Genomic DNA, 16427 nt, shown 5'->3' with positions numbered 1-16427 from the left:
TGGAAATAAGGAGAATGGAATCAGGTTGTTTTCTATGTTAGGTTGAAGTTGAAACGGAAAATACTGCAATGGAGAGGCAGTTTTTTCATTTTCTAGTTTTATTGAAGAGTATACAGTTCTATCTCCGTCAAAGACTTGACCAATTAAGAACTTAGAAACAACCTGATTTTCATTATTGTTGATTGTTCACACGTGACATACAAACTAAAACACTACTAAACTAATTAGAGACTCATGTATTCATGGGTCTTTTTCTTTTAAAAGTATTAAACATTTCGTCGTTTAAATGTTTTTTTATAAGTTTAGTCGAAAACTCAGTTTTCAATTCATCAATTCATTTAATTTTGCTCAAAAATGGAAATGGACACAACTAATTTTGTTCAGATTGAAAAAGAGGAGGTAGCAGGTTTGCATTTTCCAAAAGAAGAAGTTTTGGAAGACACAGATTTGATTGCAATTCGCAAAGCGGATGTTAATCGCGCAATTTCTCTTGGAAATTTGGAACATTCTAAAGTAAAGATTTACTTTGCAGACGATAGTGGGGAGAAGGTTGTGCATACAACTATCTGGGCAGTAACAGACGTTGCGATCGTTTTAAAACAACACGTTCTTATTCCAACTCATCGTATCATCAAACTAGAAATATAATAGCATGTCGAAAAAAAAGTCAATCATTAGCTATGATAAGCTGAATATCGATCAAAAGAAACAATTATTAGTTGCATTTCCAGATGGTTTTTCCGGAAGTACTACAAAAATGACAAACCCGATAACAGGAGAAATTTTTGATTCATTGTTATGGGAAACAGATGAGATCATTTACCTGATAAAACTTCCGAAGGTAACAATGAAATCTCCGTCCGTAGAAGATGATGAGGATGATTTCGAAGATGATTTCGATTCAGTTGACGCAAAAGGAGAAGAGGAAGATGACGTTGCCGATGATGACGACGACGATTCTTACGATGATGCTCCTGAAGAAGCAGCCGACGAAGAAGACGAAGATTAAATGTCTGTAAAATAGAAAATATGCGCCCCGGTAATCCAGATAATCAGTTGGATACCGGGGCATTTTGATACTATGATCGAAGAACAACAAACAGCACCGGATCCGCAAGAGCAGGAAGATCACCAGAAAGCGCTAAAGCGAAAAAAATGGCTTAAGCGAGCTGGAATAGCCGGGTTCTTGTTTTTCCTGATTAAAGGCTTAGCCTGGATAGCTGTTGCATTATTTGCCTGGAAAGGGTGCAGCTAAGGGTAAAGTTTACCTTTTCCCTTAGTGGACATTAATAGGAAAACAGACTCTATGTTTCGTCTATTTGCACTAATACCGTTCTTCCTGCTCATCGCCGATTATTCATCCGCCCAGGATACAACATCGGTTTATTTTAAAACCGGGAGCCATAAGATCTCCGGGTTTTCACAAAAAGTTCTTGAAAAAGTTTTGGCCAATCTGGATAATACCGACCTCGTCGAAATAACTTGTATTGGATACTCTGACAGCACAGGCAACAGCGATGCAAACCAAAAACTTTCCGAACGAAGAGCCAAAGCTGTTTCCAAAGTGGTGAAGGGATATGTGAATTCCACTATTTCTGTTCTCACGGAATCCAAAGGTGAACTGCCCAGGATCGTAGATAGTTTAAGTCGGCGTGTGGATATCGTCTTCTTTTACAATTCCTCTGAAAACAACAGCAATCACGATACCATTGTCATACAGCCAAATGATCCCAGGTGTTTTTTCATCGATCAGCATTTGGAAGCATACATCCACGCGAAGATCAAGGTAAACAAAAAGAAGAAGGTGGTTTATCTCGAAGTACTCAATCGCCCGGAGTTCTCTTCCCGGAAATATTATTACGTGAAGAATCCTTCTCAGCCGAATTCAGTTGCTCAGCGGGTGAATTTCAAACTGGAAACAACCGGAAATTTGTGGTGGCGCGAGAAAAGACTGACGGCAACCATTCCGAAGGACAGTTATGACAAATATGGGCTGTTTTACCTGGAAAATCCACCATGTGAGGGCTGTAAAGAGCAGTTATTTAAAAAAGACACGAATGTCTTCTCGGGAACCCTTATTCAGAGTAATTATTTTGCAATGAGTGTCACACAGCTCAAAGCAAAACTGTTTCGTCCCAATGTGCTTCAAATCCGGATCCCGAAAGAATATGCAGAAGATAATGAATCGTATTACGCTATCAAAAGATTGCGGCACGATATAGAAAGAGAACTCCTGAGTTGGGAATCGAAAAGGGGAAAGAAGAAAGCGGACTACCTGTATACAAAGATCAAAATTAAAAATGTGGAATCTGTTTCCATTGCGAGCCCGCAGCGTGTTTCCTATTGTCCGGATCGAAGAAAAGGATCGAATAATGGCACCGGTGATTGGGTAAATTGTGGCGGTACAGTTCGCGGTTTTTCTTTTCCGGGAGACTTCTTTCTTACACTGGGAATTCATGCATTTTATCACAACGATACGGTAACAGCATTTGTTTCTGCCGGATTGGGTTACGAATTAAAACAACACGAACTGGTTTTGAATCTTGGAATCAATCATCGGTTGGGATTGTACTATTCGGGGTATTATCACTTCAATTTTTTAAGTTTCAGCACGATGACAAACCGTATGCTGGATCCATGGCAGAAACTTAGTAATTCCCGGTTTACAACTAATATTAAAGCATATATAGGGCCCGAATTCAGATCCTGCTACAACAAAAAGTACAGATCTTTCTCTGAAGTGAATTTACATCTTGGATTTTCCGTAGCATGGAACAATGGTTTGAATTATTACATTCAAGGAGGAGTGGCCAGGGATTTATCGAATCGGGTCAATACCGGTTTTTACCCATATATTCAAGCTGGAATTGGCTTCCGGTTTTAAATAAAACAGTAGGGGCGGAAAGTTTTCCGCCCCTACTGTTTTACAAATGATTTGCTATTTTATCAAGAATCTCTTAGTCGTTCAATTTCAATACAGCCATAAACGCTTCTTGTGGGATTTCCACTTTACCAACCTGGCGCATGCGTTTCTTTCCTTCTTTTTGTTTCTCCAGCAACTTGCGTTTACGGGAAATATCCCCTCCGTAACATTTTGCAGTAACATCTTTACGCAAAGCTTTAATCGTTTCGCGGGCAATGATCTTTGCACCGATAGCAGCCTGAATTGGAATTTCGAACTGTTGTCTTGGAATCAATTCTTTCAGTTTCACGCAAATTTTCTTCCCTAGGTCATAAGCATTGCTGCGGTGAACCAATGCAGAAAGCGCATCCAATTGTTCGCCATTCAACAAGATGTCCATCCGGATCAAATCAGATGTTTTGTACCCGATCGGGTGATAATCAAATGAGGCATAACCACGTGAAACGGATTTCAAACGGTCGTAAAAGTCAAACACAATCTCTGCCAAAGGCATTTCAAAGCTCAATTCAACACGATCTTGCGTCAAATACACCTGGTTTTTCAATTCACCGCGTTTCTCGATACACAAGGACATAATTTGTCCGATATACTCTGATTTGGTGATAACCTGAGCCTTAATATATGGTTCTTCAATATGATCCAAACTGGATGGATCCGGCAATTCAGATGGATTGTTAACCAACAATTTTACCTCCGGATTACGGGTTGTATAACAGTAGTAGGAAACGTTCGGTACTGTGGTAATCACAGTCATATTGAACTCGCGTTCCAAACGTTCCTGGATGATTTCCATATGCAGCATTCCAAGGAATCCGCAACGGAATCCGAAACCAAGTGCTGCAGAAGATTCGGGTTCGAACACCAGGGATGAATCATTCAACTGCAATTTCTCCATGGAATAGCGCAATTCCTCGTATTCATCTGTCTCTACCGGATAGATTCCGGCAAATACCATTGGTTTCACATCCTCGAATCCTTTAATCGGAACTTCGCAAGGACTTGCAGTGAGCGTAATGGTATCACCAACTTTTACTTCTTTAGCAGTCTTAATCCCCGAAATAATATAACCCACATCACCTGCACGGACTTCTTGCCTTGGACTCAAATCCATTTTCAGAATTCCCACTTCGTCTGCATTGTAATCTTTTCCTGTATTCAGGAAACGAACTCTGTCTCCCTTCTTGATCACTCCATTTTTAACGCGGTAGTAAGCAATGATTCCTCTAAACGGATTAAACACCGAGTCAAAGATCATGGCTTGTAATTGACCTTGTTCATCACCTTTTGGAGAAGGAATACGTTCAATAATTGCTCGCAGGATTTCATCAACACCCATTCCTGTTTTCCCTGAAGCTGGGATTACGTCGTTGGGGTCACAACCGATCAGCTCTACAATTTGATCCGTCACTTCTTCCGGATTTGCACTTGGCAGGTCCATTTTATTTAGGATCGGAATGATTTCCAAATCGTGCTCCAAGGCCAGGTATAAATTGGAAATGGTTTGCGCTTCGATTCCTTGCGTAGCATCTACAATCAGTAAAGCCCCTTCGCAAGCCGCAATCGAGCGGGAAACCTCATAAGAGAAATCCACGTGTCCGGGAGTGTCGATCAGATTCAATACATACTCTTGTCCTTCAAACTTGTAATTCATTTGAATAGCATGCGACTTAATAGTGATACCGCGCTCACGTTCCAAATCCATATTATCCAAAGCCTGAGCTTGCATATCACGATCAGATATGGTTCCAGTTGTTTGCAACAAACGATCGGCCAAAGTACTCTTCCCATGGTCGATATGTGCGATAATACAAAAATTGCGGATATGCTTCATGGCGCAAAGATAGTGCTTTTTTTTTCAGTTTTATGCCGGTCATTCTACATAAACCTTCGCCTGATAGCTCGTACCATTTTGTGTAACAACGACAAGATAGATTCCCTCGGAAAAGTTCATTGGAAGGTTTTGCGGTCCGGATTTCTGTTCCTGATAAACACATGTTCCTGATAAATCGAATAACTGAAGACCATAATCTGAATCAGTCTGGTTTGGTTGAATATAAAGTTCATTACCGGAACTGAAAATATCAAAATCTGCTTGTGTGTTGCCTGGTGAATTCAATAGTTGAGTAGTGTCTGCTTCAATACGGAGGTAGTCGTAATAAATTGATGCCGGACTGATGTTCAGATCCGTATAGATATAAATCGTTTTGGCACCTTCAAAATTCGTAAAGTAGATCACGGATGAGGTAATACCCGTTTCGAAATCCGTCCATTGTGGCGCCCCGGTATTCGGATCTTTAAAAGTGGTATCCATTAATTTGGAATAGTGAACAGTGCCGACAGAATCCGGTAAATCCATATCCAGATATACGCGAAGGGAGGCATATTGTGCCATTTCAGGCAAGTATTTGTGAATGCCTGCCGTAAGTTCGGATTGGGTTGAAAAAGGAGACATGTAGGCATGCATCCCGATCCGGTTTTGATCATCGCTTACACTGAAGTTTATAGTCGTTTGGCTGGCATCCGAATGAAAGAAAAAACCGGAACCACAATCGTAACGTAAGGCAACAGAAGTTCCGAATCCGCCTTCATAAATGGTTTTCCATTGTGCATTAGCACTTAAAGTAAATAAGAGTATTAAAAAAAGTATTGTTTTCTTCATGGTGATTGATTTAACTGGTTTGGTAAAAAGAACGTGTAAAAGGAAGGAAAGGTTGAAAAAACTAATTGCATACGGACCATCGAAGAATCAAAAAGTTTTTCAACTCAAAGATTTCCTGATAGTCATGAGCTTATCCCTTATCCAAAATCATTTTGACGATTCCCTGGATGCGTTGTGCCATTTCGTCTGTTGCAAGGTCATTGTCATCCGTTCCGAAAGGATCTTCGATTTCTTCCGCCAGGATCTCAATACTTACCAGTACGTAGAAGATAAAAGTCGCAATGATGGAAGAATAATATCCAAAATTGACTACGAAGGCAAAAGGCAGTGTAACAACATACGAAAAAATGAACTTCTTAAAGAACATGGAATACGAATACGGAATAGGGGTATTTTTGATGCGTTCACATGCGCCGACACAATCTAAAAATCCATTGAGATTTCTATCCAGGCGAAGGACATCTTCTTCCGAAATGATTCCTGCTTTTTTTAAATCATTCAGGCGCTTATACATTAACTCAACGATCCCGGAAGGAATGTGGTCCAGCTTCTTTAAGAAAATGGTTTCTTCTTCAGTGAGATCTAACAGTTCAAATTTAGTTCCGCTTCTCAAGTGTTCTTTAATACACAATGCAAAATTCCCGATGTGTCTTGCAAAATACACATCATCTGCTTCAGGTAATCCCAGGGCAGTGAGTTTCACGGCTAAATTCCGTGAATCATTTACCAGCTCACCCCATTTTCTGCGGCCTTCCCACCAACGGTCGTAAGCGGTATTGGTCCGGAAAACCAAAAGAAGTGATAAAACGAAGCCCAGGATGGAGTAAACAGCGAATAATTTTTCAAGAACTATTGCATCCGCAAAGAAATGAATTTCAAAAAATGCGATCCCCAATGTAAAGAGGAAGATAAATATCAATTCTTTCCAAAGGATAGTTAGGGTATCACTTTTTGTTAAGTGAAAAATTAATGCGAGCCAGCTTTTAGGATTGTACGTAATCATGTTCTGTATTGAGAAAGTCCGCCGCGGCGGAAAGACTGAGATACGACACTTACGAAGTATGCACCGCAGGTAAACGTTGCGCCTACGCTGAAGCTACTGCGTAAGCGTTAGTGCGGAAGTATCGAGGGATAAGCGCCAGTCCGCCGCGGCGGAAAGACTGAGATACGACACTTACGAAGTATGCACCGCAGGTAAACGTTGCACCTACGCTGAAGCTACTGCGTAAACGTCAGTGCGGAAGTATCGAGGGATAGGCACCGGTTCTTCGCGGAAAATGATCTGTTGTTTTCATTCGTGATAAAACACAGTGAAAAAACTGTTTAATTGATCGCGGGATAATTTTCATGGAAAAAACACGTTAATCTGGCAGAACCAATAAACCCGGACGAGTGAAATTTCGTCGATTAAGCATTAGAATTTGGCTATTGCCTAATTTGGGATAAATTTGCAACTCTTAATTGAAAACTGAATATGGAAGAAGGCACCAAGGTAATGCAGGAACAGCGAATGAATCTATTCGTAACATTATGGGCTAAACGTAAAATATTAATCATTGTTACTTCTGCCGGTTTGGTGGTTTCCACCGTTGTAGCTTTCTTAATGACGCCTCTGTACCGCTCTACGGCAATTGTATTCCCCGCTGCAACCAGTACGGTATCGTTCTCTGAACAACGAAATGCAAAAGCTTCATCGATGGATTTCGGTGAGGAAGAACAGGCTGAACAATTGATCCAGATCCTGCAGTCATCCAAGGTGCGCGATAAGGTGGTTCAGCAATTCGATTTGATGAAGCATTATGAAATTGAACCCGATGATGTGAATAAGCATTACAAATTGGTGAAAGAATACAACAGCCACATCTTGTTTGTGCGTACGCGTTACGGTTCGATCCAGATCGATGTATTGGATAAAGACGCCCAATTGGCAGCGGATATAGCAAACAAAATTGTGGATCTGATCGATACCGTTAAGAATGAAATGGTCATGGAACGTACGGTTCCGGCTTTTGAGATCAATAAACGTAAAAAAGAGCAGCTGGAAGCTGATAAAGAAGCGGTTTTAGATCAGCTGGATTCCTTGGCGGCTTTAGGAGTTGTTCCTTTGGAAGGTCGGGCGAATTTATTTCAAGCTTATGTAGAGGCTAAAAATCCGGCAGATAAAGCTGATTTTAAAAGACGTATCGATATCAACCTGGAGTTTGGAGCAGTATTCGACGGATTGGAATATGTGCGAAATGAAAAGATCATGAAATTGGCAGACTTCGCTTTGTCATACGAACAGGCAGAGTCGGATGCAAACACTCAGTTCAATCATAAATTTATCGTGGAACGGGCAGTGAAAGCAGACAAGAAAGACAAACCGAAACGGTTGATCATTATGTTACTGGCTACATTCGGAACCTTTGTTTTCATGGTTTTTGCCTTATTGATTCAGGATAAGATTAAAGAACTTCGCAAGTTAGCATAAGCGTGACTTTTTTTCGGGAAAATAGTTTATTGTTGACCTTAGGGCTGGCTTTTGTCGGCCTTCTGGCATACGGATTTTGGTTCGACAACGAATACATTCCCTTAATTCCTTATGCACTGATTGTTCTTTTCGTTGCACTGTTTTATACGGAATACACTTTCTTTTTTATCATTGCAGCAACACCTTTATCGATTAATATCGAAGAGTACACGGATAGTTTCGGGTTATTTGTCCCTACCGAACCCTTGCTTTTTGGCACGATGCTCCTGCTCCTGATCCAGAATATAAAGTATAACGTTTTCCCTAATTATCTGAGAAATTCAGTAATTGTTTGGACTGTGATCTTTTACCTGGGATGGGTTTTTTTCACTTCTATTACGAGTGAGAACATGGCCGTTTCGTTAAAATTTTTGTTGGCCAGGCTTTGGTTTATTATTCCGATTCTCTTTTATGGAAGCTCGATATTCTATGAGCCGAAAAAAATACGGTGGTTCCTTTGGCTGTTTATTTCCGCTATGGTTATTGCGATTACATACACCATCTTAGTACATGCATCTTACCGTTTCGGAGAAAAAGAAAGTCATTGGGTGATGTGGCCGTTCTTTAAGGATCACACGATTTACGGAGCTCTCGTCGCTTTGGTTGTACCATTGATCTTCTCTTTCTACTTTTCACGTAAACACACTCCTTTACTCCAGTTTATACTCATTGGTTTTATGTTCATTTCCTTGTTGGGATTGTATTTCAGTTATACGCGTGCGGCCTGGTTAAGCGTGTTTTTGGGAATAATTGTCTGGTTACTGATCCGTTTCAAGGTCAAATTTTCCTGGATAGCCGGAATTACCTTAATTGTTGGAATATATATTTGGGCTTCCTGGGATTCGATCCAGCAGGATTTGGCACGAAACAAATACGAACATACTACCGAAGAGTTCGGCGAGCGCCTGCAGAGTGCAACAAATGTAACTACCGATGCCTCCAACCTGGAGCGGATCAATCGCTGGAATTGTGCTATCGACATGTTCAGGGAACGTCCGTGGGTCGGATTTGGTCCGGGAATGTACTCTTTCGAATATGCGCGTTTCCAGAGACCTGAGAATCTGACGATCATTTCCACCAATTTCGGAAATATGGGGAATGCACACAGCGAATACCTCGGACCCCTGGCAGAAATGGGTTGGATCGGAATGTTGAGTATGCTGGCAATTGTAATTGCCATTTTTTACGAAGGAATTACGCTCTACAATGACTGGCCTGCTGAAGACCGTGAAATAAAGACACTCTTAATGGGCTTTATCGTTTCTTTGTCGACCTATTTTATTCACGGCTTTCTCAATAATTTTTTAGATACAGATAAGGCAGCGGTCCCCATTTGGGCAATGTGTGCTATCTTTATAGCCTTAAGAGCGCGTCTGAATCATATGCAGCGCCAAGTAAGAGTCAGCGCAACTGATGATAAAATCAGCTCACAAGCTAATTGACAAAGGAAAGAAATCGCTCATAAAAACAGATATATGTTTACAGGTATTATCGAAACCCTCGGAACGGTTCGTGCGATTGAAAAAGATCAAAGCAATGTTCATTTTACGGTAGAATCTGCCATCACTCACGAATTAAAAATAGATCAAAGTGTAGCCCATAACGGCTGTTGTTTGACGGTCGTAAAGATCGATGGAGATTCCTATGTGGTGACTGCTATTCAGGAAACCCTGGATAAAACCAACCTGGGTGAATTGGAAGTTGGCTCAAAAGTAAACCTGGAACGCTGTATGCTTCTTGGCGCACGCTTGGACGGACACATCGTACAGGGACATGTGGACACTACCGCTACCTGTGTTTCCATCGAAGATCTGAACGGAAGCTGGAAGTATACTTTCCGTTATGATTTCGACCAACCCACTGTTGCCAAAGGTTCCATCACGGTTAACGGGGTAAGTTTAACAGTTGTGGACTCTGAAAAAGGACTGTTTTCAGTTTGCATTATTCCTTATACGCAGGAACACACCAATTTCCATTCGTTCAAAGTGGGGACGAAGGTGAATTTGGAATTTGACATTATCGGAAAATACGTTGCCCGTTTAATGGAACAGCAAAAAGCTTAATGATTTAATAACACCCGGATTTAAATCGATTTAGTTTTTGTAAATGGCTGTAAATCAGCGTTGAATTTCTGTACTAAAATTTAGTTTTACTGTTTTGACAGGGAAAAACTTTAGGAACATAGCTCCCTCTTTTCCTACCTTTGGAAAAAATTTCAAACATGAAAAGACTTTTACTAATACCTATTTTACTGTTAGCCACAGTTTCTTTCAGTCAAATAGTGGATCAATTTAACTTTACCGGGGCACTGAATGCCAATGGTTGGGTTTCACATAGCGGAACTGCCGGGCAGTTCCAATCAGATAACGTAAGCTCTTTGACTTACTCCGGTTTAGCTGCCAGTGCTGGTTTTAAAGTAAATTACGTGTCTGCAAATGGTGAAGATGTAAATAAAGCATTGTCGATCACTTCTGATTCAGCATATTACTCATTGATTATAAATGTTCCTAATACCACAGGGCTTGCAGCAAACACTAACAACACGGGGGACAATTTTTTTGGGTTCGGTCAAACAGCCGGAGCTTCGGTTACCGTTTTTGGTGGCCAGTTGAGAATTCGTTCCGGGTCAGTCGCAGGAACATATCAATTAGCGCTTGTTAATTCCGGAGCTGCGTCTTTAACACCGGTTTTCACAGCAAACATGCCTGTTGGAACACCAATTTTTGTAGTGGTTAAATTGAAAAGAACCACTTCACCTGTTCAGGCCAGTTTATGGATCAATCCGGCCTTAGGCTTACCAACTGAACCTGTTCCTACGATGACTTCTACCTTAGGAGCAACAGCTTTCTCTGGCTTTGGCTCAATTTACCTTCGCCAGGCCGCAACTACCGGAAATACACAAATCGATGAAATTCGTGCCAGTTCAATATGGGCTGATGTAACTCCTTCCGGTGCTGTTTCTTGCAACACGACCAATACCATCAACGTTTCCGCCTGTCAATCTTATGAAGTTCCTTCTGGAGATGAAACATATGTTACTTCCGGAACATACATGGACACTATTCCAAATGCAGCGAATTGTGACAGTATTATCACTATCAACCTGACAATTAAAAACAATACAACAGCTACCATTTCTCCGGTTGCTTGCGGATCTTATACGGTTCCTTCAGGAGACGAAACATACATGATTTCGGGAACATATATGGATACTATCCCGAATATGGCAGGATGTGATAGCATTTTGACAATCAACCTGACGATCAGTGGTTCTATTACTTACTACCAGGATTTTGATACGGATGGATTCGGAAATGCCGCTGTTTCTCAAACCGGTTGCGCACCGATCCCGGGTTATGTGACAAATGATGATGATTGCGATGATACGAATAATGCAATCACGGTCGGATCAACTTATTATGCGGATGCTGATAGTGACGGCCTGGGGAACCCCGCGGTTTCACAAGTAGCTTGTTCTGCGCCAACAAACTTCGTTTCCAATAATACGGATTGTGATGATTCCAATAATGCAATTGGAGCTGCGCAAACTTACTACCAGGATTTAGATGGTGATACCTATGGTAATCCTGCAGTTTCTCAGACTGTGTGTACCCAGCCTGTTGGTTACGTTTCTGATAACACGGATTGTAACGACAATAACGATACAGCTTATCCGGGAGCAACTGAAATTCCAAATAACGGAATTGATGAAGATTGTAACGGATCGGATTTGAATACAATGGGAACTACCTTGGGAATGTACCAGTTTACTGGAAACACTTGTGCTACTCCGGTATTGGGACTTACAACAGCTCAACCTGCAAATGCAACTTTTAGTAATTACGCTTATAACAACGTAACGTGTGTAACGGGAACAGATTACCTGAATACCGGGGATTGGAATACAACTTCAACTGTCGATACATCGGAATACTATTCATTTACGGTAACTCCGGCAAATTGCTATGCACTGGATTTGAACCAGCTTAAATTTATGCATCGTGTGAGCGCAACTACCGGATTTGCAACTATTCATGTTCGTTCAAGTTTGGATGACTTCGCAGCTGATATCTATACTATGACATTTGCTGTTACGGCTTCTTATGTAAACGAAACAGTTGCGCTTTCAAGTGCTTTTGATGCAGTAACAGGCCCGCTTGAATTCCGTTTCTTTATGACCGGTGCCGGAGCGTCGACTGGTGCATACCGACATGAGGACGTGAGCCTTGTTGGTAACATCAACGCGTTAACACCTCAAACTTATTATGCCGATACAGACGATGACGGATTCGGTGATCCGGCTGTTCCTGTTACGGATTGTTCAGCTCCTGCAGGTTACGTTACTGACAATACGGATTGTGACGATACGAATGAAGAAGAATTCCCGGGTGCTGTTTGGTATGCAGATACGGATAACGACGGATTGGGTGACAATGGAACATCTCAGGTTTCATGTACACAACCTGCAAATTATGTTTCTGACAATACAGATTGTGACGATACAGACGATCAGATCGGAAGTATTGTAATCTATTATGTGGATGCAGACGGTGACGGTTTTGGTGATGCAACTGATGCGGGAACAAATTCATGTGCTCCGATCGCGGGATCTGTAACAAATGCAGATGATTGTGATGATTCGGATGATCAGGTGAATCCTACTGCAACAGAAGTATGTGACGGGTTTGATAACAACTGTGACGGAGATATCGACGAAGGACTTGCCATGCTTACTTATTATGAAGATGCGGACAACGATTCTTATGGTGATGCAGGATCTACAGTAACGGATTGTATACTGCCTGCTGGATACGTGATGAACGATGATGATTGTGATGACACAAATGCAGCAATCTTCCCTGGTGCAACAGATAATACCGGAAACGCAATTGACGAAAATTGTGACGGAGTGGATGGCGTTCTAGGAATCGAAGAATCGATCCTGGCTCAGTTGAGTGTCTACCCGAATCCTGGAACAACTTCAGTTGTTTTGAATATGAACAATGGATGGAATGGATTCCAGGTAAATTTTGTTAGCGTCGATGGCAAAGAAATCGCTTTGACTTCTTCACAACAATCCACGAATGAATTGGAATTCAATACAAGCTCATTGGTTTCAGGAGTATATTTCATCCGATTAACTTCCGCTTCGGGAACTGCTTTGGTTCGTTGGGTTAAGAATTAATCAGAAGATCATAAAAAACATAAAAACGTAGAGGCGCGATTAATCGCGCCTCTACGTTTTTATATCTACCTTTGCAACAATGGAACACATCATTTATAATGTTACAGTAAGCCTCGATCCGTCAATTGAACAGGATTGGGTGAATTGGATGCGGACGGTACACATTCCCGAAGTAATGGCAACCGGTTGTTTTTTGGAGAGCCGCATGTCTAAAATGAACGATGAGGAAGCAGGCGCCTGCACGTATGCCATGACGTATGTCGCATATAGCCGGGAACATTTGGACGATTATCAAAAGAATCATGCCGCACGTTTGCAGGTTGATCATAAAACTAAGTACGAAGGACGTTTTGCGGCTTTCAGAAGCACATTAAATGTCATTCAACACTTCACCCATGAACGTTAGAGCAAAAAAGCATTTAGGACAACATTTCCTGAAGGATAAAGGCATTTGTAAAAAAATTGCCGAGCAGTTTAAGCACCATCAGGGAGTGAAAACCGCTATTGAAATTGGACCCGGGATGGGTGCTCTGACAGAATTTTTGCTGCAGGACAAAGAAACCGAATTGTACGTGATGGATGTGGATGCAGAATCCATCGAATACCTGAAAATACATTATCCCCAATTAGACGGAAAGATTACTTTCGGAGATTTCCTGAAAATGGATCCGACTACCATTGTAGGGGATAAACCCTTTGCAGTTGTTGGTAATTTTCCCTACAATATTTCCTCCCAGATTCTCTTCAAATGCATTGATTTTAAAGATTCGATTCCCGAGATCATGGGCATGTTCCAGAAAGAAGTTGCACAGCGTGTAGCAGAAAAACCGGGAACGAAAACATACGGAATTCTGAGTGTTTTATTACAGGCTTACTATGATATTGAGTATTGTTTCACAGTCGACGAGCATGTTTTCGATCCGCCGCCAAAAGTTAAATCAGGTGTTATACGCTGTACCAGGAATAGCAGAGAGAAACTTCCCTGTGATGAAAAATTATTCAAGCAGGTAGTGAAAATGTCTTTCAATCAGCGACGTAAAACCATCCGGAATTCAATTAAGGCATTGCTTCCCGAAACTTATGAAGAGAATCCGATGCTCCAGTTAAGACCCGAGCGTTTAGGCGTGGAGGAGTTCATTGAATTAACCAATTGGGTGGAGTCGCACAGAGAAGCTCAAATCTGATTTACTATGGGCAAACTCGTTCTTATTCTTTTTATGATGCTGTCATTCAGCAGTTTTTCTCAGCTGAAGGATACGCTGGAAGCAAAGAAATTCTGGGCAGATAATATCGCGAATATCGTTTCCTTCAACAAGGATAAAATTCTTACTCAGATTCATTTTCCCTTGAAAGTCGGAGATAAGAAATTCACCAAAGAACAATTCAGGCCGGTGATGGACAAATACCTGAACCAGGATTTGCGCAACGAACTGAAAACAAAGGATATCCGATCGATCGATGCCTGGCAAATGATGGATGATGAAGGTCAGACATACATGCTTGTTTGCTATAAAGGAATCGAACCGCAGTATTCGGCGGCAGTACTTTGCTTTTTACAGTACGAAGGAAAATGGATGTTAAATCAGATTGATTACCACAAGGAAGAGTAATATTACATCTCTTTAACATTTCCCTTTTGCTCCTTTGTTTTCTCAGTATTTTCAAGGGTTTACTAACAAAAAAGGATGTATGTCCGTCATTTCTGTGAATAAGTAATTGTTACCATTCAACCTTTTCTCTTTCCTCCTCTGAAAATTCGATTATTTTTGTGCGAATTTCAAAAATAACTTTGCAATGTCACAAGAGAAAACAAGATATTCAGATAGTGAATTGGAAGAATTCCGTCAGTTGATCAACGATAAGTTGAAAGAAGCAAATGTTGATTACGATATGTTGAAGGCATCCTTGTCTAACGACAATCATGGAACAGATGATACGGGAAGGACTTTCAACATGATGGAGGACGGATCAGAAACGTTATCTCGCGAAGAAGTGGCTCAATTAGCAGCTCGCCAGGAGAAGTTTATTGAAAACCTGAAAAATGCCTTGATGCGTATCGAAAATAAAACGTATGGAATTTGCCGTGTAACCGGTAAACTGATCCAGAAAGAGCGTTTGAAATTGGTTCCTCATGCTACTTTGAGCATCGAAGCTAAAAACATGCAAAACAAATAAGTTGAAGAAACAACTCTATATCGTTTTAATAGCGGTATTCTGCATATTGCTTATTGATCAGATAACTAAAATTTGGGTTAAAACCACCTTTAATTATTACGATCCGCCGGTTAATGCCATTGGCTCATGGTTTCGGTTGCTATACATCGAAAACCAGGGAATGGCTTTCGGGACCACTTTCGGAGCAAGTATCTGGGCCAAACTTGGCCTGAGTATCTTCCGGATTTTTGCGAGTGGCGCAATTGCATACTATTTCCTGAAACAATGGCGCAGAGGTGCAAAAACAGAATTCCTGCTGGCAATCGGCTTGGTATTTGCCGGTGCAACGGGAAATCTGATCGACTCTATGTTCTACGATTTCATTTTTGATTACGATCCGTGTATCGGATTTAATCATTTGGAAGGTTCGGGAATCTGGTCGGATTGCGGAATCGTAGGTAAATATGAAACGCGCCACACCGGATTTTTATTAGGCAATGTAGTCGATATGTTCCAGTTCAATGTGGAATGGCCATCCTGGGTTCCATGGTATGACAAGAACGGAGACAATCAGATCTTCCCTGCAATCTGGAACGTAGCGGATGCCGCCATCAGTATTGGAGTGATCATGATCATTATCAGGCAGCGAAAATATTTCCCTAAAGAAAACAATAAGAAAGTAGCTTCGGCACCAACGACTTCATCAGAAGAAACAACAAAAAAAACGGAAGAGTAATCTTCCGTTTTTTGTTTTTAGTAAACCAGTAGGGTTTAAAGTTTTGGGAATTAATCACTCCCGATAGTTATTGGGATCACACCCAGACTTAATTTCTACCACAAATTCACAAATTTTAGCTCGGTTAAAGCTTCAGCATAGGTGCACCGCACTCGCTTTTGCACCATGTAAACACATATTATCAGTGTTTTACTAGGTAAAGAGGCGACTGGTAAGCGCCTCCGGCATTTGTGCATTTGTGGGAAAATATAACACAGCTTG

16 protein-coding genes are annotated in these 16427 nt (G+C 41.2%); 13 read left to right on the top strand and 3 right to left on the bottom strand.

What is annotated here, in order from left to right; all coding sequences use genetic code 11:
* Positions 1–360: 360 nt before the first annotated feature.
* The 4 genes from K0S23_RS11610 to K0S23_RS11595 all read left to right on the top strand — a co-directional run bounded on the left by K0S23_RS11610 (position 361) and on the right by K0S23_RS11595 (position 2884).
* Positions 361–648: a hypothetical protein gene (locus tag K0S23_RS11610; RefSeq protein WP_300357415.1), complete on the top strand. Its 288-nt coding sequence runs from the start codon at positions 361–363 to the stop codon at positions 646–648.
* A gap of 4 nt (positions 649–652) precedes the next feature.
* A complete protein-coding gene (locus K0S23_RS11605) occupies positions 653–1009 on the top strand; it encodes a hypothetical protein (protein ID WP_300357413.1) in 357 nt (118 codons plus the stop codon).
* A gap of 72 nt (positions 1010–1081) precedes the next feature.
* Positions 1082–1255 carry a hypothetical protein gene (locus K0S23_RS11600; RefSeq protein WP_300357409.1) on the top strand — a complete coding sequence of 58 codons (174 nt, stop codon included), beginning with the start codon at positions 1082–1084 and terminating at the stop codon, positions 1253–1255.
* Positions 1256–1306: 51 nt separating this feature from the next.
* Positions 1307–2884: an OmpA family protein gene (locus K0S23_RS11595; RefSeq protein WP_300357406.1), complete on the top strand. Its 1578-nt coding sequence runs from the start codon at positions 1307–1309 to the stop codon at positions 2882–2884.
* A 73-nt stretch (positions 2885–2957) separates the two neighbouring features.
* Here K0S23_RS11595 and lepA read toward each other — a convergent pair whose 3' ends face one another.
* The 3 genes from lepA to K0S23_RS11580 form a co-directional block, all read right to left on the bottom strand.
* A complete protein-coding gene (gene lepA, locus K0S23_RS11590; protein WP_300357404.1) occupies positions 2958–4754 on the bottom strand; it encodes a translation elongation factor 4 in 1797 nt (598 codons plus the stop codon).
* A gap of 39 nt (positions 4755–4793) precedes the next feature.
* Positions 4794–5582, bottom strand: a complete 789-nt coding sequence (locus tag K0S23_RS11585) for a T9SS type A sorting domain-containing protein (protein ID WP_300357401.1) — start codon at positions 5580–5582, stop codon at positions 4794–4796.
* Between the two features lie 130 nt (positions 5583–5712).
* The gene (locus K0S23_RS11580) at positions 5713–6585 is read right to left on the bottom strand and encodes a bestrophin family protein (RefSeq protein ID WP_300357399.1); all 873 of its coding nucleotides are present in this window, start codon (positions 6583–6585) and stop codon (positions 5713–5715) included.
* Positions 6586–7056: 471 nt separating this feature from the next.
* Here K0S23_RS11580 and K0S23_RS11575 point away from each other — a divergent pair, with 471 nt between their 5' ends.
* The 9 genes from K0S23_RS11575 to K0S23_RS11535 all read left to right on the top strand — a co-directional run bounded on the left by K0S23_RS11575 (position 7057) and on the right by K0S23_RS11535 (position 16166).
* On the top strand, positions 7057–8052 hold the full coding sequence (locus K0S23_RS11575) for a Wzz/FepE/Etk N-terminal domain-containing protein (RefSeq protein ID WP_300357397.1): 996 nt from the start codon (positions 7057–7059) through the stop codon (positions 8050–8052).
* 29 nt (positions 8053–8081) lie between these two features.
* Entirely contained in the window at positions 8082–9533 is a 1452-nt protein-coding gene (locus tag K0S23_RS11570) for an O-antigen ligase family protein (protein ID WP_300357395.1), read from the top strand.
* 33 nt (positions 9534–9566) lie between these two features.
* The gene (locus K0S23_RS11565; protein WP_300357393.1) at positions 9567–10154 is read left to right on the top strand and encodes a riboflavin synthase; all 588 of its coding nucleotides are present in this window, start codon (positions 9567–9569) and stop codon (positions 10152–10154) included.
* A gap of 158 nt (positions 10155–10312) precedes the next feature.
* On the top strand, positions 10313–13276 hold the full coding sequence (locus K0S23_RS11560) for a MopE-related protein (RefSeq protein WP_300357391.1): 2964 nt from the start codon (positions 10313–10315) through the stop codon (positions 13274–13276).
* A 79-nt stretch (positions 13277–13355) separates the two neighbouring features.
* Positions 13356–13682 carry a DUF4286 family protein gene (locus K0S23_RS11555; protein WP_300357388.1) on the top strand — a complete coding sequence of 109 codons (327 nt, stop codon included), beginning with the start codon at positions 13356–13358 and terminating at the stop codon, positions 13680–13682.
* Positions 13672–14460, top strand: coding sequence for a 16S rRNA (adenine(1518)-N(6)/adenine(1519)-N(6))-dimethyltransferase RsmA (gene rsmA / locus K0S23_RS11550; protein WP_300357385.1), 789 nt, complete (start codon positions 13672–13674; stop codon positions 14458–14460). Before K0S23_RS11555 ends, rsmA begins: the two co-directional genes overlap by 11 nt.
* Before the next feature lie 6 nt (positions 14461–14466).
* Positions 14467–14886, top strand: a complete 420-nt coding sequence (locus K0S23_RS11545; RefSeq protein ID WP_300357383.1) for a hypothetical protein — start codon at positions 14467–14469, stop codon at positions 14884–14886.
* A 184-nt stretch (positions 14887–15070) separates the two neighbouring features.
* A complete protein-coding gene (locus K0S23_RS11540; protein WP_300357380.1) occupies positions 15071–15451 on the top strand; it encodes a TraR/DksA C4-type zinc finger protein in 381 nt (126 codons plus the stop codon).
* Between the two features lies 1 nt (position 15452).
* Entirely contained in the window at positions 15453–16166 is a 714-nt protein-coding gene (locus tag K0S23_RS11535) for a signal peptidase II (protein ID WP_300357377.1), read from the top strand.
* Positions 16167–16427: the final 261 nt, after the last annotated feature.

The organism is Fluviicola sp. (assembly GCF_029266855.1).
Taxonomy (GTDB): domain Bacteria; phylum Bacteroidota; class Bacteroidia; order Flavobacteriales_D; family Crocinitomicaceae; genus Fluviicola.
Note: the sequence above shows the minus strand (reverse complement) of the source record. Positions and strands in the feature narration are given on the sequence as shown.